13 protein-coding genes are annotated in these 15008 nt (G+C 44.9%); all 13 read left to right on the forward strand.

The genetic code is table 11. The annotated features are described in order from the left end of the window. Positions 1-48: 48 nt before the first annotated feature. On the forward strand, positions 49-993 hold the full coding sequence (gene ubiE, locus M5E07_RS14500) for a bifunctional demethylmenaquinone methyltransferase/2-methoxy-6-polyprenyl-1,4-benzoquinol methylase UbiE (protein ID WP_252220298.1): 945 nt from the start codon (positions 49-51) through the stop codon (positions 991-993). A gap of 23 nt (positions 994-1016) precedes the next feature. After that, positions 1017-1685 carry a ubiquinone biosynthesis accessory factor UbiJ gene (locus tag M5E07_RS14505; RefSeq protein WP_252220301.1) on the forward strand — a complete coding sequence of 223 codons (669 nt, stop codon included), beginning with the start codon at positions 1017-1019 and terminating at the stop codon, positions 1683-1685. A gap of 18 nt (positions 1686-1703) precedes the next feature. Then, the gene (locus M5E07_RS14510; protein ID WP_252220305.1) at positions 1704-3323 is read left to right on the forward strand and encodes an ABC1 kinase family protein; all 1620 of its coding nucleotides are present in this window, start codon (positions 1704-1706) and stop codon (positions 3321-3323) included. 170 nt (positions 3324-3493) lie between these two features. Further along, a complete protein-coding gene (locus M5E07_RS14515; RefSeq protein ID WP_116758758.1) occupies positions 3494-4576 on the forward strand; it encodes a patatin-like phospholipase domain-containing protein in 1083 nt (360 codons plus the stop codon). A gap of 176 nt (positions 4577-4752) precedes the next feature. After that, positions 4753-5538, forward strand: coding sequence for a bifunctional phosphoribosyl-AMP cyclohydrolase/phosphoribosyl-ATP diphosphatase HisIE (gene hisIE / locus M5E07_RS14520; RefSeq protein ID WP_252220308.1), 786 nt, complete (start codon positions 4753-4755; stop codon positions 5536-5538). A 14-nt stretch (positions 5539-5552) separates the two neighbouring features. After that, complete coding sequence (locus M5E07_RS14525) at positions 5553-7058, forward strand: UvrD-helicase domain-containing protein (protein ID WP_252220312.1); 1506 nt, start codon at positions 5553-5555, stop codon at positions 7056-7058. 24 nt (positions 7059-7082) lie between these two features. After that, complete coding sequence (locus tag M5E07_RS14530; RefSeq protein WP_252220315.1) at positions 7083-8462, forward strand: AAA family ATPase; 1380 nt, start codon at positions 7083-7085, stop codon at positions 8460-8462. A gap of 296 nt (positions 8463-8758) precedes the next feature. Next, on the forward strand, positions 8759-11599 hold the full coding sequence (locus M5E07_RS14535) for a monovalent cation/H+ antiporter subunit A (protein WP_252220318.1): 2841 nt from the start codon (positions 8759-8761) through the stop codon (positions 11597-11599). A gap of 1 nt (position 11600) precedes the next feature. Further along, positions 11601-11966 (forward strand): Na+/H+ antiporter subunit C, encoded by a 366-nt coding sequence (locus M5E07_RS14540; protein ID WP_016168388.1) that lies wholly within the window; start codon positions 11601-11603, stop codon positions 11964-11966. Continuing rightward, positions 11966-13777 carry a monovalent cation/H+ antiporter subunit D gene (locus tag M5E07_RS14545; RefSeq protein WP_252220321.1) on the forward strand — a complete coding sequence of 604 codons (1812 nt, stop codon included), beginning with the start codon at positions 11966-11968 and terminating at the stop codon, positions 13775-13777. Before M5E07_RS14540 ends, M5E07_RS14545 begins: the two co-directional genes overlap by 1 nt. Positions 13778-13779: 2 nt before the next feature. Continuing rightward, on the forward strand, positions 13780-14301 hold the full coding sequence (locus tag M5E07_RS14550; protein ID WP_252223857.1) for a Na+/H+ antiporter subunit E: 522 nt from the start codon (positions 13780-13782) through the stop codon (positions 14299-14301). Continuing rightward, positions 14298-14573 carry a monovalent cation/H+ antiporter subunit F gene (locus M5E07_RS14555; RefSeq protein WP_116758765.1) on the forward strand — a complete coding sequence of 92 codons (276 nt, stop codon included), beginning with the start codon at positions 14298-14300 and terminating at the stop codon, positions 14571-14573. The genes M5E07_RS14550 and M5E07_RS14555 overlap by 4 nt, the downstream gene beginning before the upstream one ends. A 12-nt stretch (positions 14574-14585) precedes the next feature. Then, entirely contained in the window at positions 14586-14948 is a 363-nt protein-coding gene (locus M5E07_RS14560) for a Na+/H+ antiporter subunit G (protein WP_116758766.1), read from the forward strand. The last annotated feature ends 60 nt before the right edge of the window (positions 14949-15008 follow it).

The following is a 15008-nucleotide window of genomic DNA, read 5'->3' on the forward strand; positions in this document are numbered from 1 at the left end:
TGCTTGCACTGCAACATTAACCCTATTTTTATGTTAGGAGTGACTTGAATGTCTAATGAAAATCAAACGCCTACCCCTACTTCTGAGTCGGCTCAACAAACAGACAAAGTCAGCCCATTCCTAAACAGCCCACTCCCTGAAGGTATCCCTCAAGGACAGCAACAATCATTACAACAACAATTAACGGATACACCTGTCAGCGGCACAGTGCCAAAATACAATCTGCCACGCGGTGCCAACACAGGCAACGTCGGTGCCACCACACACTTCGGTTATCAAACTGTCAGCAGTGAAGATAAAGCACAAAAAGTTGCGGAAGTATTCCATTCAGTGGCCAGCAAATACGACATCATGAATGACCTGATGTCATTTGGTATTCACCGCTTATGGAAGCGTTTTGCCATTAACATGTCAGGTGTACGTCGTGGTCAACACGTGTTAGACATTGCTGGTGGTACAGGTGACTTGGCTAAAGTGTTTAGTCGTGAAGTAGGACCTACGGGTCATGTGGTCTTGTCAGATATTAATGAATCGATGTTGAACGTCGGTCGTGACCGTTTGATTGATGCAGGCTGTACCAATGTCGACTTCGTCTTGGCGAATGCGGAAACACTAGAACCTTTTGCCGATAATAGCTTTGACCTACTCACCATCAGCTTTGGTTTACGTAACGTGACCGATAAAGACGCTGCACTGGCGGCGATGTACCGTGTACTTAAGCCAGGTGGTCGCTTATTGATTTTAGAATTCTCTAAACCAGTGTTCGAGCCATTCTCAAAACTCTATGATTTGTATTCTTTCACTGCATTGCCAATCATGGGTAAAATTATTGCCAATGACTCAGAAAGTTATAAATATTTAGCTGAATCCATCCGTATGCACCCAGACCAACGTACCCTAAAAGGCATGATGGAACAGGCAGGCTTCCAGAACTGTGACTACCATAACCTGACAGGTGGTATCGTCGCGGTACACCGTGGTTTCAAACTCTAAACAGACTGGGTGAAGGTTAAGCTATGTGGTCAATTCTGGCACTTGGTGCAGTTGAACGCTTGATTCACCATGTGATTGATCTGGATGCCATCACGCGCATTCAGCTCAATCAACTGCAAGGCAAAATGTTGCGTGTGGTACTCGACTCCCCGCAACTCTCGGTCGATGTGTTCTTTGATCAAGATAAAGTTCGTCTTGAACCGACTGTCACAGGTCAAGCTGAACGTCCGTCCATTTTTGAACAACGCCCGTTTGATCCGCAACAAACCACGACAGCAGCAACTGCAACCTTGCAGGTTAAAAATGTGGTGGAACTGCTAAAATTATTTTTGGCTGAAGATGTGGGTACCATTCCTGTACAAGGTGACTATCATTTACTGCAAGATATCCAAAGAATCATGCAGCAGGCTGAACCTGATTTAGCGGCGCATCTTAGTCCTTGGGTTGGACCCGCCTTGGCACATGAGTTAGGCAAAATTCAACTTGCACCCAAGCATCTCAAGCGCTCTTTACAGAGCCATTTATTCTTTGCTGAAGATGCACTCAAAGAAGATTCAGGCTTGTTTGCTGCACGTTGGCAAATGGATGACTTGCAACAAGATACCCGTCTTTTCAATCAAAATCTTGACCGTGCAGAAGCCAAAATCCAACATCTGCAACGCCAAATCGATGCACTTCCAGACTCTCTTTAAATTTAGGTAATACACGTTATGATTCCGCACGTTTCACGTTTACTCGAACTTTGGCGTATTGCTGCGCACTATAGACTCGACACGTTGTTTCCTGCGGAAGAATTACCTGAGAAGGCGCGTCATGCCTTAGCCTTTATTCGTATGCACCCTGCGGCATGGTCGAGTAAAGAACGTAAAAATCCGCTTAAATTGAAGCAAGCGCTCGAAGACATGGGGCCTTTGGCGATTAAGCTGGGGCAGTTACTCTCGACGCGTCGTGACTTGATTCCACCTGAAGTGTTGGCACAGTTGGTGTTATTACAAGATCGCGTGAAACCCTTTAGCGCCGATGTAGCGAAAGCACGCATTCAGCAATCGCTCAAAGCCGATCTTACGACTTTATTCAGTCGTTTTGATGAACAGCCGCTTGCCGCTGCTTCGATTGCACAAGTCCATACCGCTGCTCTGCATGATGGGCGCGAGGTCGTAGTAAAAGTCACCCGCCCCGATATCCGTAGCCAAATTCTGCAAGATTTTGAAATTCTGGAATGGTTAGGTGCAACTCTAGAAAAACGCCTTGAAGCCGCACGTGCACTACATTTATCTGAAATTATTCAAGATTATCGTCAAATTATCTTGAATGAACTGGATTTAACCCTAGAAGCAGACAATACGCGTCGTATGCGTCACTACTTTACTGGTTCAAGCATGATGTATGTGCCTGAAGTCTATATGGACAGTAAAGAAGTGATGGTGGCGGAACGCATTACGGGCGTGCCGATTTCTGACACGGCGACTTTTGACCGCATGGGCATGGATCGTAAAGATTTGTCAGAGAAAGGTTTAACCATCTTCTTTACCCAAGTGTTCCGCGACAACTTTTTCCATGCGGATATGCATCCAGGCAACGTGTTTGTCGAGACCATTAATCCAAGCAATCCACGCTTTATTGCACTGGACTGTGCGATTATGGGTGAACTGTCCAAGCACGACCAAATGACCGTTGCGCGCATGTTACTGGCAGTCATGAACAGTGACTTCATGCAACTGATTCAAATTGTGCATCAAGCAGGTTGGATTCCACCGGGTACCGACCAAGATGCCTTGGCACGAGAAATGCGTCGCACGGTCGGACCCATGGTCTCGAAACCAATGCATGAGTTGGACTTTGCTGGCATTCTGATTCAAGTCATGGATATTGCACGCCGTTTCCATTTGGAAATTCCACCGCAATTGATGTTACTCCTGAAAACATTGGTACACGTGGAAGGCTTAGGTACTGACCTGTATCCAGAATTAGACATTTGGAGCTTGGCAAAACCAATCCTCACCGATTGGATCAAAGCCCAAATGAATCCGCAAAAAAATCTGAAAGAACTCGGACAGAAAATCCCTGATTTACTGTTAGGCGCACAAGATTTTCCAACCCTGTTGGTCGATAGCTTAAATGGCTTAAAAAATCAGTCGGCTTGGAATGCGAAGCAACTAAATGAACTGCAAAGCCTGCGTCTACAGATGGAACATCAACAAAAACGCAGTTGGATTTTCGGTAGCTTGATGGCAATTTTCCTCTCCATTGCAATTATTGCGCCGTGGTATATCTCGATTGTCTTAATTGTCTGTGCCAGCCTCTTGTCTGTGTGGCGCTTGTTTAAATAATTTTGTCGATAAAACACACTGTGGATAGCCCAAGAGTTATCCACAGTTTTGTATATTTTTAACGCACACCTCTAAAGTGACTGCAAAGTCACCTAAAGTTTCTCCCCGCCATTGAGCCCGTAGGTAGAACTTTTAAACTAAGTGCACATTTGTATATTTATCATTGCACCATGATTCAAATTCTTGAAAAGCGCTCTCCCGCCCTGAATATTCGTGCTGGTCATCTGGCTCGTCAACTGATCCAACAACAGGGCTTACATGCCCAACAGGTCGATATTCTACCGGGTGCGGCAGGTGGTCCCAAAGGTATAGGTTTAACAGGACTTGATCAGGCCATCTTTGGAACTTTTCTTCCACAAGCCAAACAACGCCGCTTTTTGGTCGGCTCTTCAGTCGGTGCATGGCGTTTTGCAGGAATTTTGGCGCAAGGTGAAAAGCTTGGGCCTGAGCAATTGGCAGAGCTTTACATTCATTTGCCTTTTCATCACAAAATGAAAATTGCCGATATCGAAAAAATTTCACGCGAGATGTTGGCTGGAATTTTAAATCAGCAAACGCAAAAATTGGTCGATCATCCCGATTATCACCTCACCATCATTGCGGCCAAAGCCGAACACCTCTTCCAAAGTGATCAACGATTGGCGCTGTATGGTTCATTACTTGGCATTGTGGGCAGCAATGCGATTGCACGTCAGCATTTAAGGCTTTTTATGCAACGGGTCATCTGCCAACCAAAAAATTTTCCACAATTTAAAATCAAAGACGATAGTTTTAAAACCCACTATCTGAACTTCAACCCAGACAATGTTGCAGACTGGCTCATGGCATCGGGTTCAATTCCCGGTGTTACGCCTGCGGTAAAAAATATCAGTGATGCACCGCAAGGTGCTTATCGCGATGGAGGCTTGATCGACTATCACATCGATTTACCCTTTGAAAGCCAAGGCATTGTGCTCTATCCACATTTCAGCGACAGCATTACTCCGGGTTGGTTCGACAAGATGTTTAAATCGAGAAAATCCAACCCAAGCAATCAAGCACGCACCCTGTTGATTTCTCCTTCACAGGAATATCTGGCACGTTTACCACTAGGACGTTTACCAGATCGTAAAGATTTCACCCTCAAAGGTATGGAGCCACAACGTCGCATTCAACTCTGGAAACAATGTGTGGCTGAAAGCCAACGTTTGGGCGATGAGTTCTTGGAGCTGGTCGAAAAGCAGCGCTTTGCTGAGGTGATGCAAGAGCTTTAATCAGTTTACGATGCAGCATGAACTCAGCTTCCAAGTTCATGTTGCTGCACATCCGTTGACTAAATTGCTGAAAGATAATTCACACAAATCCAGCCTGATCACCTACACTATAGCCTGATGTTTTTCGCATCAACTTGAATATTCTTTTCGATTAACTGATTTTTGGTGAAGTCCCTATGAACAACGTGTGCTGGCTCGATGAAGTAAAATTTAACGAACAAGGTTTAGTCCCTGCCATTGCACAGCATCATCAAACAGGACGTGTGCTGATGGTCGCTTGGATGAACCGCGAAGCTTTGGCACTCACCGCTGAAAAAAATCAGGCGGTTTATTTTTCCCGTTCACGCAACAAGTTGTGGCACAAAGGTGAAGAATCAGGGCATTTTCAAACCGTGCATGAAATTCGTCTGGATTGCGATGCCGATGTCATTATTTTGCAGATTGAACAGCATGGGGGCATTGCCTGCCATACGGGTCGTGAATCATGTTTCTATCGCAAGCTCACCCCGCAAGGTTGGGAAATTGTGGATGCGCAACTGAAAGATCCAAGCCAGATTTATGCGGCTGAAAAATCTAGCAATCTACATACCCTTGCCATGAATGCATCTAATGCACAATCGGAGCAAGTCGAAGTGCTGTCTTACCTCGGTCAAATGATGACTGAACGTAAAGGTGCAGATCCTGACTCTTCTTATGTGGCAAAGCTCTATCACAAAGGTCTGAACAAAATTTTAGAAAAAATTGGTGAAGAAAGCATTGAAACCATTCTTGCCGCAAAAGAATTTCAATTGGTCGCCAATGAAGACAATAAAAATGATTTGATTTATGAAGTAGCAGATTTATGGTTCCATACCATTGTGATGTTGGGTCATTTTGACTTAGATCCACAACTGGTGTTGAATGAATTGGCACGACGCCAAGGACTCTCAGGTTTGGTCGAAAAAGCCAACCGTAGCCACTAAAGCGCTCTTTGCCTGTGTCAAATCAACATCAGAAACCGAGCGCAACCTATGAGCAGGCGACTGCCATTGATAACGCGCGTCTGGGGCAATCCTTTAAAGTGATTGCCTATGCGGGCACAGGTAAAACCACCACCTTACAAATGATCAGTGATGCCATGCCACACCGACGTGGCATGTATCTGGCGTTTAACAAAGCCATTGCCAGCGAAGCACAGCAGAAATTTCACTCCAATGTGGATTGTCGCACCTTTCACTCACTGGCATTTCGTAGTGTTCCACGTGGAATCACCGACAAACTGCGTTTACCCCGACTCAGCCCCAGCTTCATTGCCAAAGAGTATCGGCTAGAACCGATTACCTTAAGGCGCATGATGGGCGGACGCTATGAAAAATACGTGCTGATGCCAAGTCGGCTTGCCAGTTTAGTGGCCAATGCCGTCAGCTATTTCTGCTCAACCAGTTCGCAGTACCCTGCTCCACGGCATTTGCAAGCACCCAATTGGCTGCATCCCGACGATATCGACACCTTACAAAAGCACCTTTATCCTGCTATTGAACGCCGTTGGCTAGAGTCAATTGACCAAAATCATCAGGCAGGGATTGGACACGATGTTTATCTGAAACTGTGGGCATTGTCTGAACCGAATATTCCTGCCGACTACGTGCTATTTGACGAAGCACAAGATGCTGACCCTTTAATGTTAGGGATCTTATTACGTCAGAAAAATACTCAAGTGATTTATGTCGGCGATGCACATCAACAGATTTACGCTTGGCGTGGTGCCGTTAATGCCATGCAGCAACTGCCTTTACCTGAATCTCGCCTCACCACCTCGTTTCGCTTTGGTGAAAGCATTGCGCACAATGCCAATGCCATTTTGGGCGCGCTCAATGAAAAAGTGCCTCTGTTGGGCAATCCACTGTTGAATTCCAAAGTGGTGAATAAACCACACACCAAAATGCGGGATGCGATTTTATGTCGAACCAATGCCCGTGCCATGGAACTGTTGCTTTCAGGATTGGTACATGGCGATAAAGTCAGTCTGCAAGCCGACCATGTCAAACTGAATCGTTTTGTCGATGCTGCCAGCATGTTGAAACAAGGCAAACGTGTCACCGACGTGCCTGAACTGGCTTGGTTTAACTCTTGGCATGATGTGCATGAATATTGCGAAACCAATGAAGGTAGCGACATTAAACCTTTGGTGAAATTGGTGGATGATCATGGCACTGATCCGCTTAAACGCGCTTTAGCCAAAATTACCCCGATTGAACAAGCCGACTATATTATTTCCACGGCGCACAAAGCCAAAGGGCTAGAATGGGACCGTGTGCACATCGAAGATGACTATCAGTTTAAGCTGACGGAAAAAGACCATAAAATTAGTGACGAAGAGTTAAGATTGCTGTACGTCGCCTGTACTCGTGCTAAAGTAAGTCTAAATATTCACCATATTTACGACTTGATGCAACAACTGAAAAATAGGATGCCTATCTCATTGCGCCAAGCGGTAGGCTAGCCATTGCACGAATGCGGGGCTTATATGAAAATCGAATCGTTACAGCTCAAACATACCAATCTATTTGCCAATATAGAGCTAAAATTTCATTATCATGATCAACCGATCACCCTAATTTTAGGCGATCAAGCCACAGGCAAAACCAGTATCCTCAAGCATGCCTATCAGGCCTTAACTTGGTTTTCTGCCCGTTATAAAGACCTGCGTAGTGCAGGTGTGGTCATGTTGGATCAAGATATCCTGCACAGTCGCCTACAGTCCAAGATTCAGATTTGTGTCGAAATTCCTACCGATATTGGCACCCTCGCAGAGTCTGAAACAGTACAACCTGCGATTTCCAACCGCTGTAGTTGGCAACTCTATAAAACCCTCAGCCAACAAGGCATTGGACTGAGCAAAGCAGATACTTTACAACTCGAACAATTGGTACAGCTTTATCATCAAGCCCTACAACAAGACCCGATGCAAGGTTTACCTCTGATTGCTTATTATCCTGCTGAACGTTTTGTCAATGAAATCAATTTACTCAGCAAGAACAATCCGATTGTATTTCAAGCTGCATATGCCTATGACGTAGCAGCCATTCCTTTTACTACCTTTAGCCGTTTCTTTGAATGGTTTCGTGAAATTAGTGATCTGGAAAATGCGCAGACGGCGCAATTGTTTCAGCAACTGATGCGCGACAAGTTACATTTAGGTCAACACCTACAACCTGAAAATATCCCGAACACCTTATTTCAAGCCCATGCACAACTCCATGCGCCATGCTTAAAAGCACTAAAAGATAGTCTGAGCATTGTTTTGCCTGAACTGAATGATATTTTTGTGCAATATCAGCCCAAACTGCAATTGATGGTGACCTATCAAGGCAAGACAATGCAATTTCAACAGCTTTCTAGCAGTCAAAAAAACTGGATTGCGTTGATTGGCGATATTGTGCGACGCATGTGCTTACTCAATCCCTTAAGCCTCTATCCTTGCTTGGAAGGCGATGGCATCTTACTCATTGATGCGATTGATGAGCAACTAGATCAGCAACATTGCAGCCTGATTTTGCAACAGTTACATCAGGCCTTTCCACGACTCCAAATTATTGTCACAGGGAACCGCACAGCACTTCTCGAAAATGCAGCCGCCTATCAATGCCTGCAACTTTCTGCACAAGGCATACACGATATTGTACTGCAACCCCTCCAACAACAATTCGATCAAATTTACGCCGAACTGAGTCAACTCTCACTCTCTGGCACAACGGAACTTGAGCCATTGTCAGACGAACCCTCCATCTCTGCGGCACAACAATTGTATGCACAAATTCAACAACTCTCCCCAGAAGCACAAGCAGAGTTTCAGCAACTTTGGCAACAAGAGCATGACTCTTCTTTTCAGAATCCATCTTCCTAGTTTTCTCGCAAGAAAACAGTTGCTTTAAGTTCAATTTTGACCTCAAAACAGATAATTCGATAGGTGCGCACAAAAAGGTTTGATGTTGTTTTATTCATGTAATAAGATCGGATTTATTCAGCTTTTTTATAGTAAAATTTTGTTTTGCTATAGTTTTCAAGTTGCGCAACACAGCTTGTTTTTCGCTTTTTTTATTTTCTTTACGGCTTTCAAGATTGAATTTTTTGGATATCTCCTTGCTGTCCTGTAATCCTTGAAAGATAAGATTCACCCATAGGTTTCGACCTATCACGACAATGGATACAAGTGTGCTACCAATTATTATCTTGTTACCGTTAGTACTGGGCACAACCCTTGTCTCGTGGCTGAAAAATTTTTCGCGCGGGGTAACGGCTTTCGGGGCTATCGGAGTCAGTCTAAGTAGTTTAATTCTGTTACTGACTCAAGCAAAGCAGGTCTTTCATGGTGAAGTCATTACTCAAAGTTGGTCTTGGTTACCACAACTGGGTATTGATCTCAGTTTCCGTCTTGACGCCTTAGGTCTACTTTTCTCTTTGCTGATCACCGGTATCGGCACGCTCATTTTTATTTACGCCTATTATTACCTTAGCCCTAAAAACTCATTGAGCAAGCTCTATCTGTTGCTCATGTTGTTTATGGCGGCAATGTTGGGTATCTCTCTTTCCAATAATTTAATCTTGCTGTTAATTTTTTGGGAACTGACCAGTATTTCTTCTTTCCTCTTGGTCGGCTACTGGAGCAACTATGATGTTGCACAACGTGGCTCACGTATGGCTCTCACCATTACCGGGATGGGGGGCTTGGCGATGCTGGGGGGCTTCATTTTACTGGGGCAAATTACAGGTACTTATCAAATTGACCAGATTCTGACCATGTCGGAACATATTCAAAGTCATGCCTTATTTACCCCAACCTTATTACTGATTCTACTGGGTGCCTTTACCAAAAGTGCGCAGTTCCCCTTCCACTTCTGGCTTCCGAATGCCATGGCTGCACCAACTCCCGTGTCTGCCTATTTACATTCGGCCACCATGGTGAAAGCGGGAATTTTCTTGCTGGCACGCTTACTCCCGATTTTTGCTGGTGCTGCGCTGTATCACAATATTGTGACCTTTGTTGGCTTATTCACGTTGTGTATGGCGGCATTCTTCGCCATTTTCAAAGAAGATCTGAAAGGGCTTCTGGCCTACTCGACCATCAGTCATCTGGGTTTAATCGTCTGCCTATTGGGTATTGGCTCGCCTCTGGCTGTCGCTGCTGCCATTTTCCATATCATCAACCATGCCACCTTTAAAGCGGCACTGTTTATGATTGCAGGCATTGTGGATCATGAAACAGGAACACGCGACTTACGCAAATTAAGTGGCGTATGGCAATTATTACCGTTTTCAGCCACCCTCACCATGGTCACCGCAGCGGCTATGGCAGGTGTTCCGCTGACCAATGGTTTCTTGTCTAAAGAAATGTTCTTTACCGAATTATTGGCGAACTTAAATGGCCCAGTACTGGTATTGTCAGCCATCGTTGCAACCTTGGCAGGTATTTTCGCGGTTGCTTATTCGACTCGCTTAATCCACGGCGTATTTTTTGACGGCCCGCTGGGTGAGCAAGTTCCTAATAAAGATGGACATGAACCCCCAATCGGCATGCGTGCACCTGCAATTCTCTTGGCAACTCTCTGTATTGTGGTGGGCATTTTCCCTGCGCTCACGGTTGAACAAATTGTTAATAGTACAGCGCGTGCCAGTACCCAGCTACACGACTTTTCTGGAACACATTTAGCCATCTGGCATGGTTTTAATTTACCGTTAGTCATGAGTTTGATTGCACTGGTTGGCGGTTTAAGCTTTTACTTTGTCCTTGCAAAAGACCGGAAAATTCGCAGTATTGATTTAGATCTTTTCTTGGGACCTTTTCAAGGCAAACTCTTATTTGAGTCTTTCCTCAAACACTTGCTCCTTAAATCACGTAAGATTAAACGCAAAACAGAAACCGGCTCCTTGCAGACTTATCTGCTCTGGATCGTAGCGTTTAGTATTGTCTTAGCGGCTGTTCCTCTGATGGGTCAAGGGCTAACCACAGGTACACGTGAACTGACTCATGCCCCTATGCTGGCGATTGTGTTGTGGCTGTTATTATTCTCTGCCTGCTGGATGATGCTCTGGTTCCACCATGAACGCATTAAAGCCGTACTGATTAGTGGTGCCATCGGTTTAGTTGTCACCATGGTGTTTGTCACTTTGTCAGCACCAGATTTGGCTTTAACCCAAATTACTGTGGATGTTGTGACGACTGTGTTGTTGTTAATGAGTTTATCGCTCTTACCTCAGCTTACACCGTATGAATCCAGTCAAGCACGTCGTTGGCGCGATGCAATTCTTTCGATTATCGGTGGACTTGGCATTGGTTGGATCACTTGGCTGATTCTGACGCGTGACCATAATTCGATTTCTTGGTTCTTCTTACAACAGTCAATTCCACTGGGCGGTGGTTCAAACGTTGTTAACGTGATTCTGGTCGATTTCCGTGGTTTCGATACCTTCGGTGAAATTACGGTATTGGGTATTGCTGGCATTGGTGCGTTATGTCTAATGGATGGTATGCGTGCACATGGCACCAGTACGACTCAGGGTTTAACCTATCGCTTTAACCCCTCCCCTTTAATGCTTCGTATTGCGTCCTCTTGGATTTTACCGTTGGCATTGGTCATCAGTCTGTATATTTTCCTACGTGGACATAATGAACCTGGCGGTGGTTTTATTGCAGGCTTAATTACCTCATTGGCATTGATCATTCAATATATTGCCTTAGGTCAAGACCAAGCCGAACAATTGCTTCGCGCCAAATCTGGACGCCTATATGAAATCTGGATTGGTGCAGGCTTAAGCATTGCAGGATTAACCGCAATTGCAGCATGGTTCTGGGGACGTCCATTCCTGACCAGCGCACACATCTATGTTTCCCCGCCAATTTTAGGTGAAATGCACTTGGCTTCCGCGGCTGCATTTGATGTTGGGGTCTATGTCACAGTGGTCGGTGCAACCATGCTGATGATTTCTGTTCTGGGTGACTCACGCCACTCGAGCATGTCTGGTCCATTACCAAAGGGGAAATAATATGATTAGTCTAGAATTTCTTATTGCCTCTGCGATTGGACTATTAGTTTCAACGGGTATCTATCTGATTCTGCGCGCGCGTACTTTTCCGGTGGTACTTGGCTTAGCCATGATTGGCTATGCGGTAAACGTATTCTTGTTTGCCATGGGTCGAGTACAAATCAACTCACCTGCGGTATTAACCGAAGCCTCCAAGTCCACCGACCCATTGCCACAAGCGCTGGTTCTAACAGCCATTGTGATTGGTTTTGCCACCACAGCCTTTATTGTACAACTGGCTTTACGCAGCCGTTATGAATCAGGGACCGACCACGTTGACTCAAAAGAAGAAATTAGTCTTGTTGACCCACGCGAGGATGAGCCTTAATGCATAACTTCATCCAATTTTGGGCCGAGCATACACCAATTTTCAGCATCATCATTCCTGCATTTACTGGCTTTATTCTGGTTTTACTGGGCAATCCCGGCTCAGGTTCACTTGCCTACGACTGGCGTCAGCCTTGGCGTCGTGGCATCAGTCTCATTTCTGCCTTACTGGGACTCGCTACTGCAATTTGCTATTTAATGGTGGCCAGTCATGGACAAATCAGCAGTTATAATCTGAGTGAATGGACGGCACCCTTCGGGATCGTTTTGGTTTTAGACCAACTCTCTGCCTTAATGCTGGTGTTAACCTATGCACTTGCGGTACCTGTTTTGTGGTTTGCAAGCCGTGAATGGGATACCCGTGGTCGTTATTTCCATGCCATGTTCCATTTCTTATTAATGGGATTATGCGGAGCATTCCTCACAGGCGACTTGTTTAACCTGTTTGTATTCTTCGAAATTCTATTGATGGCTTCTTATGTGCTGCTCTTGCATGGACAAGGCAAAGCACGCTTTCAGCTTGGTATTCATTACGTCACTATCAACCTGTTGGCCTCTGCACTGTTCCTGATTGGTCTGGGTATGATTTATGGTAGCGTCGGCAGTTTAAATATGGCAGATGTTGCACGTTTGCTGCCGGGCTTACAACCAGATGAACATAAACTGGCTGTAGCAGGTGGGCTATTGTTATTCGTGGTCTTTGGTATTAAAGCCGCAATGCTCCCTGTCGGCTTCTGGTTACCTAAAACCTATGCCGTAGCCACCACGCCAGTTGCTGCCATTTTCACCATCATGACCAAAGTCGGCATTTATGCAATTTTACGCGTCAACGGCACGGTATTTGATGATGCTTTAAGTCAATCAATTCTACAAAACTGGTTACTGCCTATTGGTTTAATCACCTCACTCTATGGTGTGATTGGTGCCATTGGTACGGAGCGCCTACGTCGTTTTGTCGGTTTTATGGTGTTGTCTTCCATTGGGACTTTACTCATCGCTATCGCCATGTTTAATACCCAAGCATGGTCAGCAACGCTGTACTATTTGGTGCATAGTACTTTAATAGCAGCCGCCTTTTATTTACTTTGTGGTTGGATTACCTCGCAACGCGGTGTCTACAAGGATCATTTGAAAATTGCACCACAGATGAAACAACATCATGTGCTCTCAATTTGCTATTTCTTGATTGCTTTAATGATGGCGGGATTACCCCCATTCAGTGGTTTTCTTGGGAAAGTCTTTATTCTTCAAGCCACTGCAAATGAACCTTATCAAGGCATTGTGATCGCAGTCATTCTGATTGTGAGTTTGCTCAGTATTCTCGCGTTTACCCGTGTCGGTTTTATTCTGTTCTGGCGTGCCAGTAAACCCGAAGAAATCGCACATATTGAAGCGGATTATACCGCTTATCAAGCCACACCCGAAAAAGCACCGCCACGTAACGATACTGCAATCTATATCTTATTAGCAGGCCTGATTGGCTATATGGTCGCGGCGGGTCCGATACAGCAATACACCCTCAATACTGCATTACAAATTCAAAACAATGCCTTGTATGAAGCGGCTATATTGAAAAAGGATGAGCTTAATCAAGTCATTAGTGTGCAGCCATTTGATCCTGAAAACTTACCCGAAACCAAATATGGGGGGGAAGAACTCGATCCTAATGCACATCTTATTCCATATACGATCAGTGAAGCTACCTTGTCTGGTGAGCACATTTCACCGTATAAGTTACGTCAGATTCAAGAACAACAGACCCATGAAAGGTTGATTCCTGATGATGCTCAACTTAAACCCGAGGAGCCGTAATGATGCAAAAAAAATCTTTTCTTCATCGCTGGCTCCCTCATCCGTTTGTTTCGGTTTTGGTTGCGATCACTTGGATGATGCTGGCACATAGTTTAGATGCAGCAACATTAGTCATGGCAAGTTTACTTGCCTTGATTATTCCACGCTTAGTACAGCCATTTATTCAGCAGACACCGAATATTCATTGGAAGGCAGCCGTTAAGCTATTTTTTGTTGTGCTTTGGGATATTGTGATCTCCAATATTCGGATTGCTAAGTTGGTTTTAGGTCCAATGGATCAATTACATCCTAAATGGTATCGCGTACCTTTAGACACCCAACATGATGAGGTTAATAGCTTACTGGCCATGATCATTACCACCACACCAGGTACAGTGTCAGCTGGCATCGATCAAGATCGTGGTGATATTTTGGTTCATGCATTAAGTTCGGATAATACCGAAATTGATATTCAAGACATCAAAAACCGTTATGAAAAACCATTAATGGAAATCTTCCACGTCAACTCAGGAGATGCCGCATGACCATTCTGCCCTATGCTTTAGGCATCTGTATGGTGGCGATCACACTTTCGATGATGATGTGCTTGGGTCGCCTGATTATTGGACCATCTATTGTGGATCGACTGTTGGCTTTAGATACCTTGTTCTTGAATGCAACCTGTCTCATTGTCGTACTTGGCATCTATTGGAGTACCACCTCATTATTTGAAGGTGCACTGCTGGTCGCTATGCTTGGATTTGTATCTACTGTGGCCTTGGCACGCTACTTTACCTCTGGTCATGTCATCGATTAAGGAGCACATCACATGCAATTACTCATGGAAATACTGGTTTCTATTTTCTTGCTGATTGGTGCATTCTTCATGTTGGTCGGGGGAATAGGCATGATTCGCCTACCCGATTTATTTATGCGTTTGCATGCGCCTACCAAATCGAGCACTTTAGGTTTAGGTAGTTTCCTAATTGCCGCCATGATTTTCTCTGCTTTTCAGGGAAAGATTGGTTTCGCAGAAATTTTATTAACACTTTTAGCCTTCATTACCGCACCTGTATCAGCCAACCTGATGGCGCAAGCGGCCCTTCATCTGCGCTTACGCTCAATGAGTGGTGATGTCCCCGAAGCATTAAATCGACCATTACCTTGGCAACGTCAACGTCGTCGTGAATAAATCATAAGCATAAAAAAGCCACCCTCGGGTGGCTTTTTTTATCACTCAATTAACCTTGAG

Origin of the sequence: Acinetobacter tibetensis, from assembly GCF_023824315.1 — a bacterium.
Lineage (GTDB): Bacteria > Pseudomonadota > Gammaproteobacteria > Pseudomonadales > Moraxellaceae > Acinetobacter > Acinetobacter tibetensis.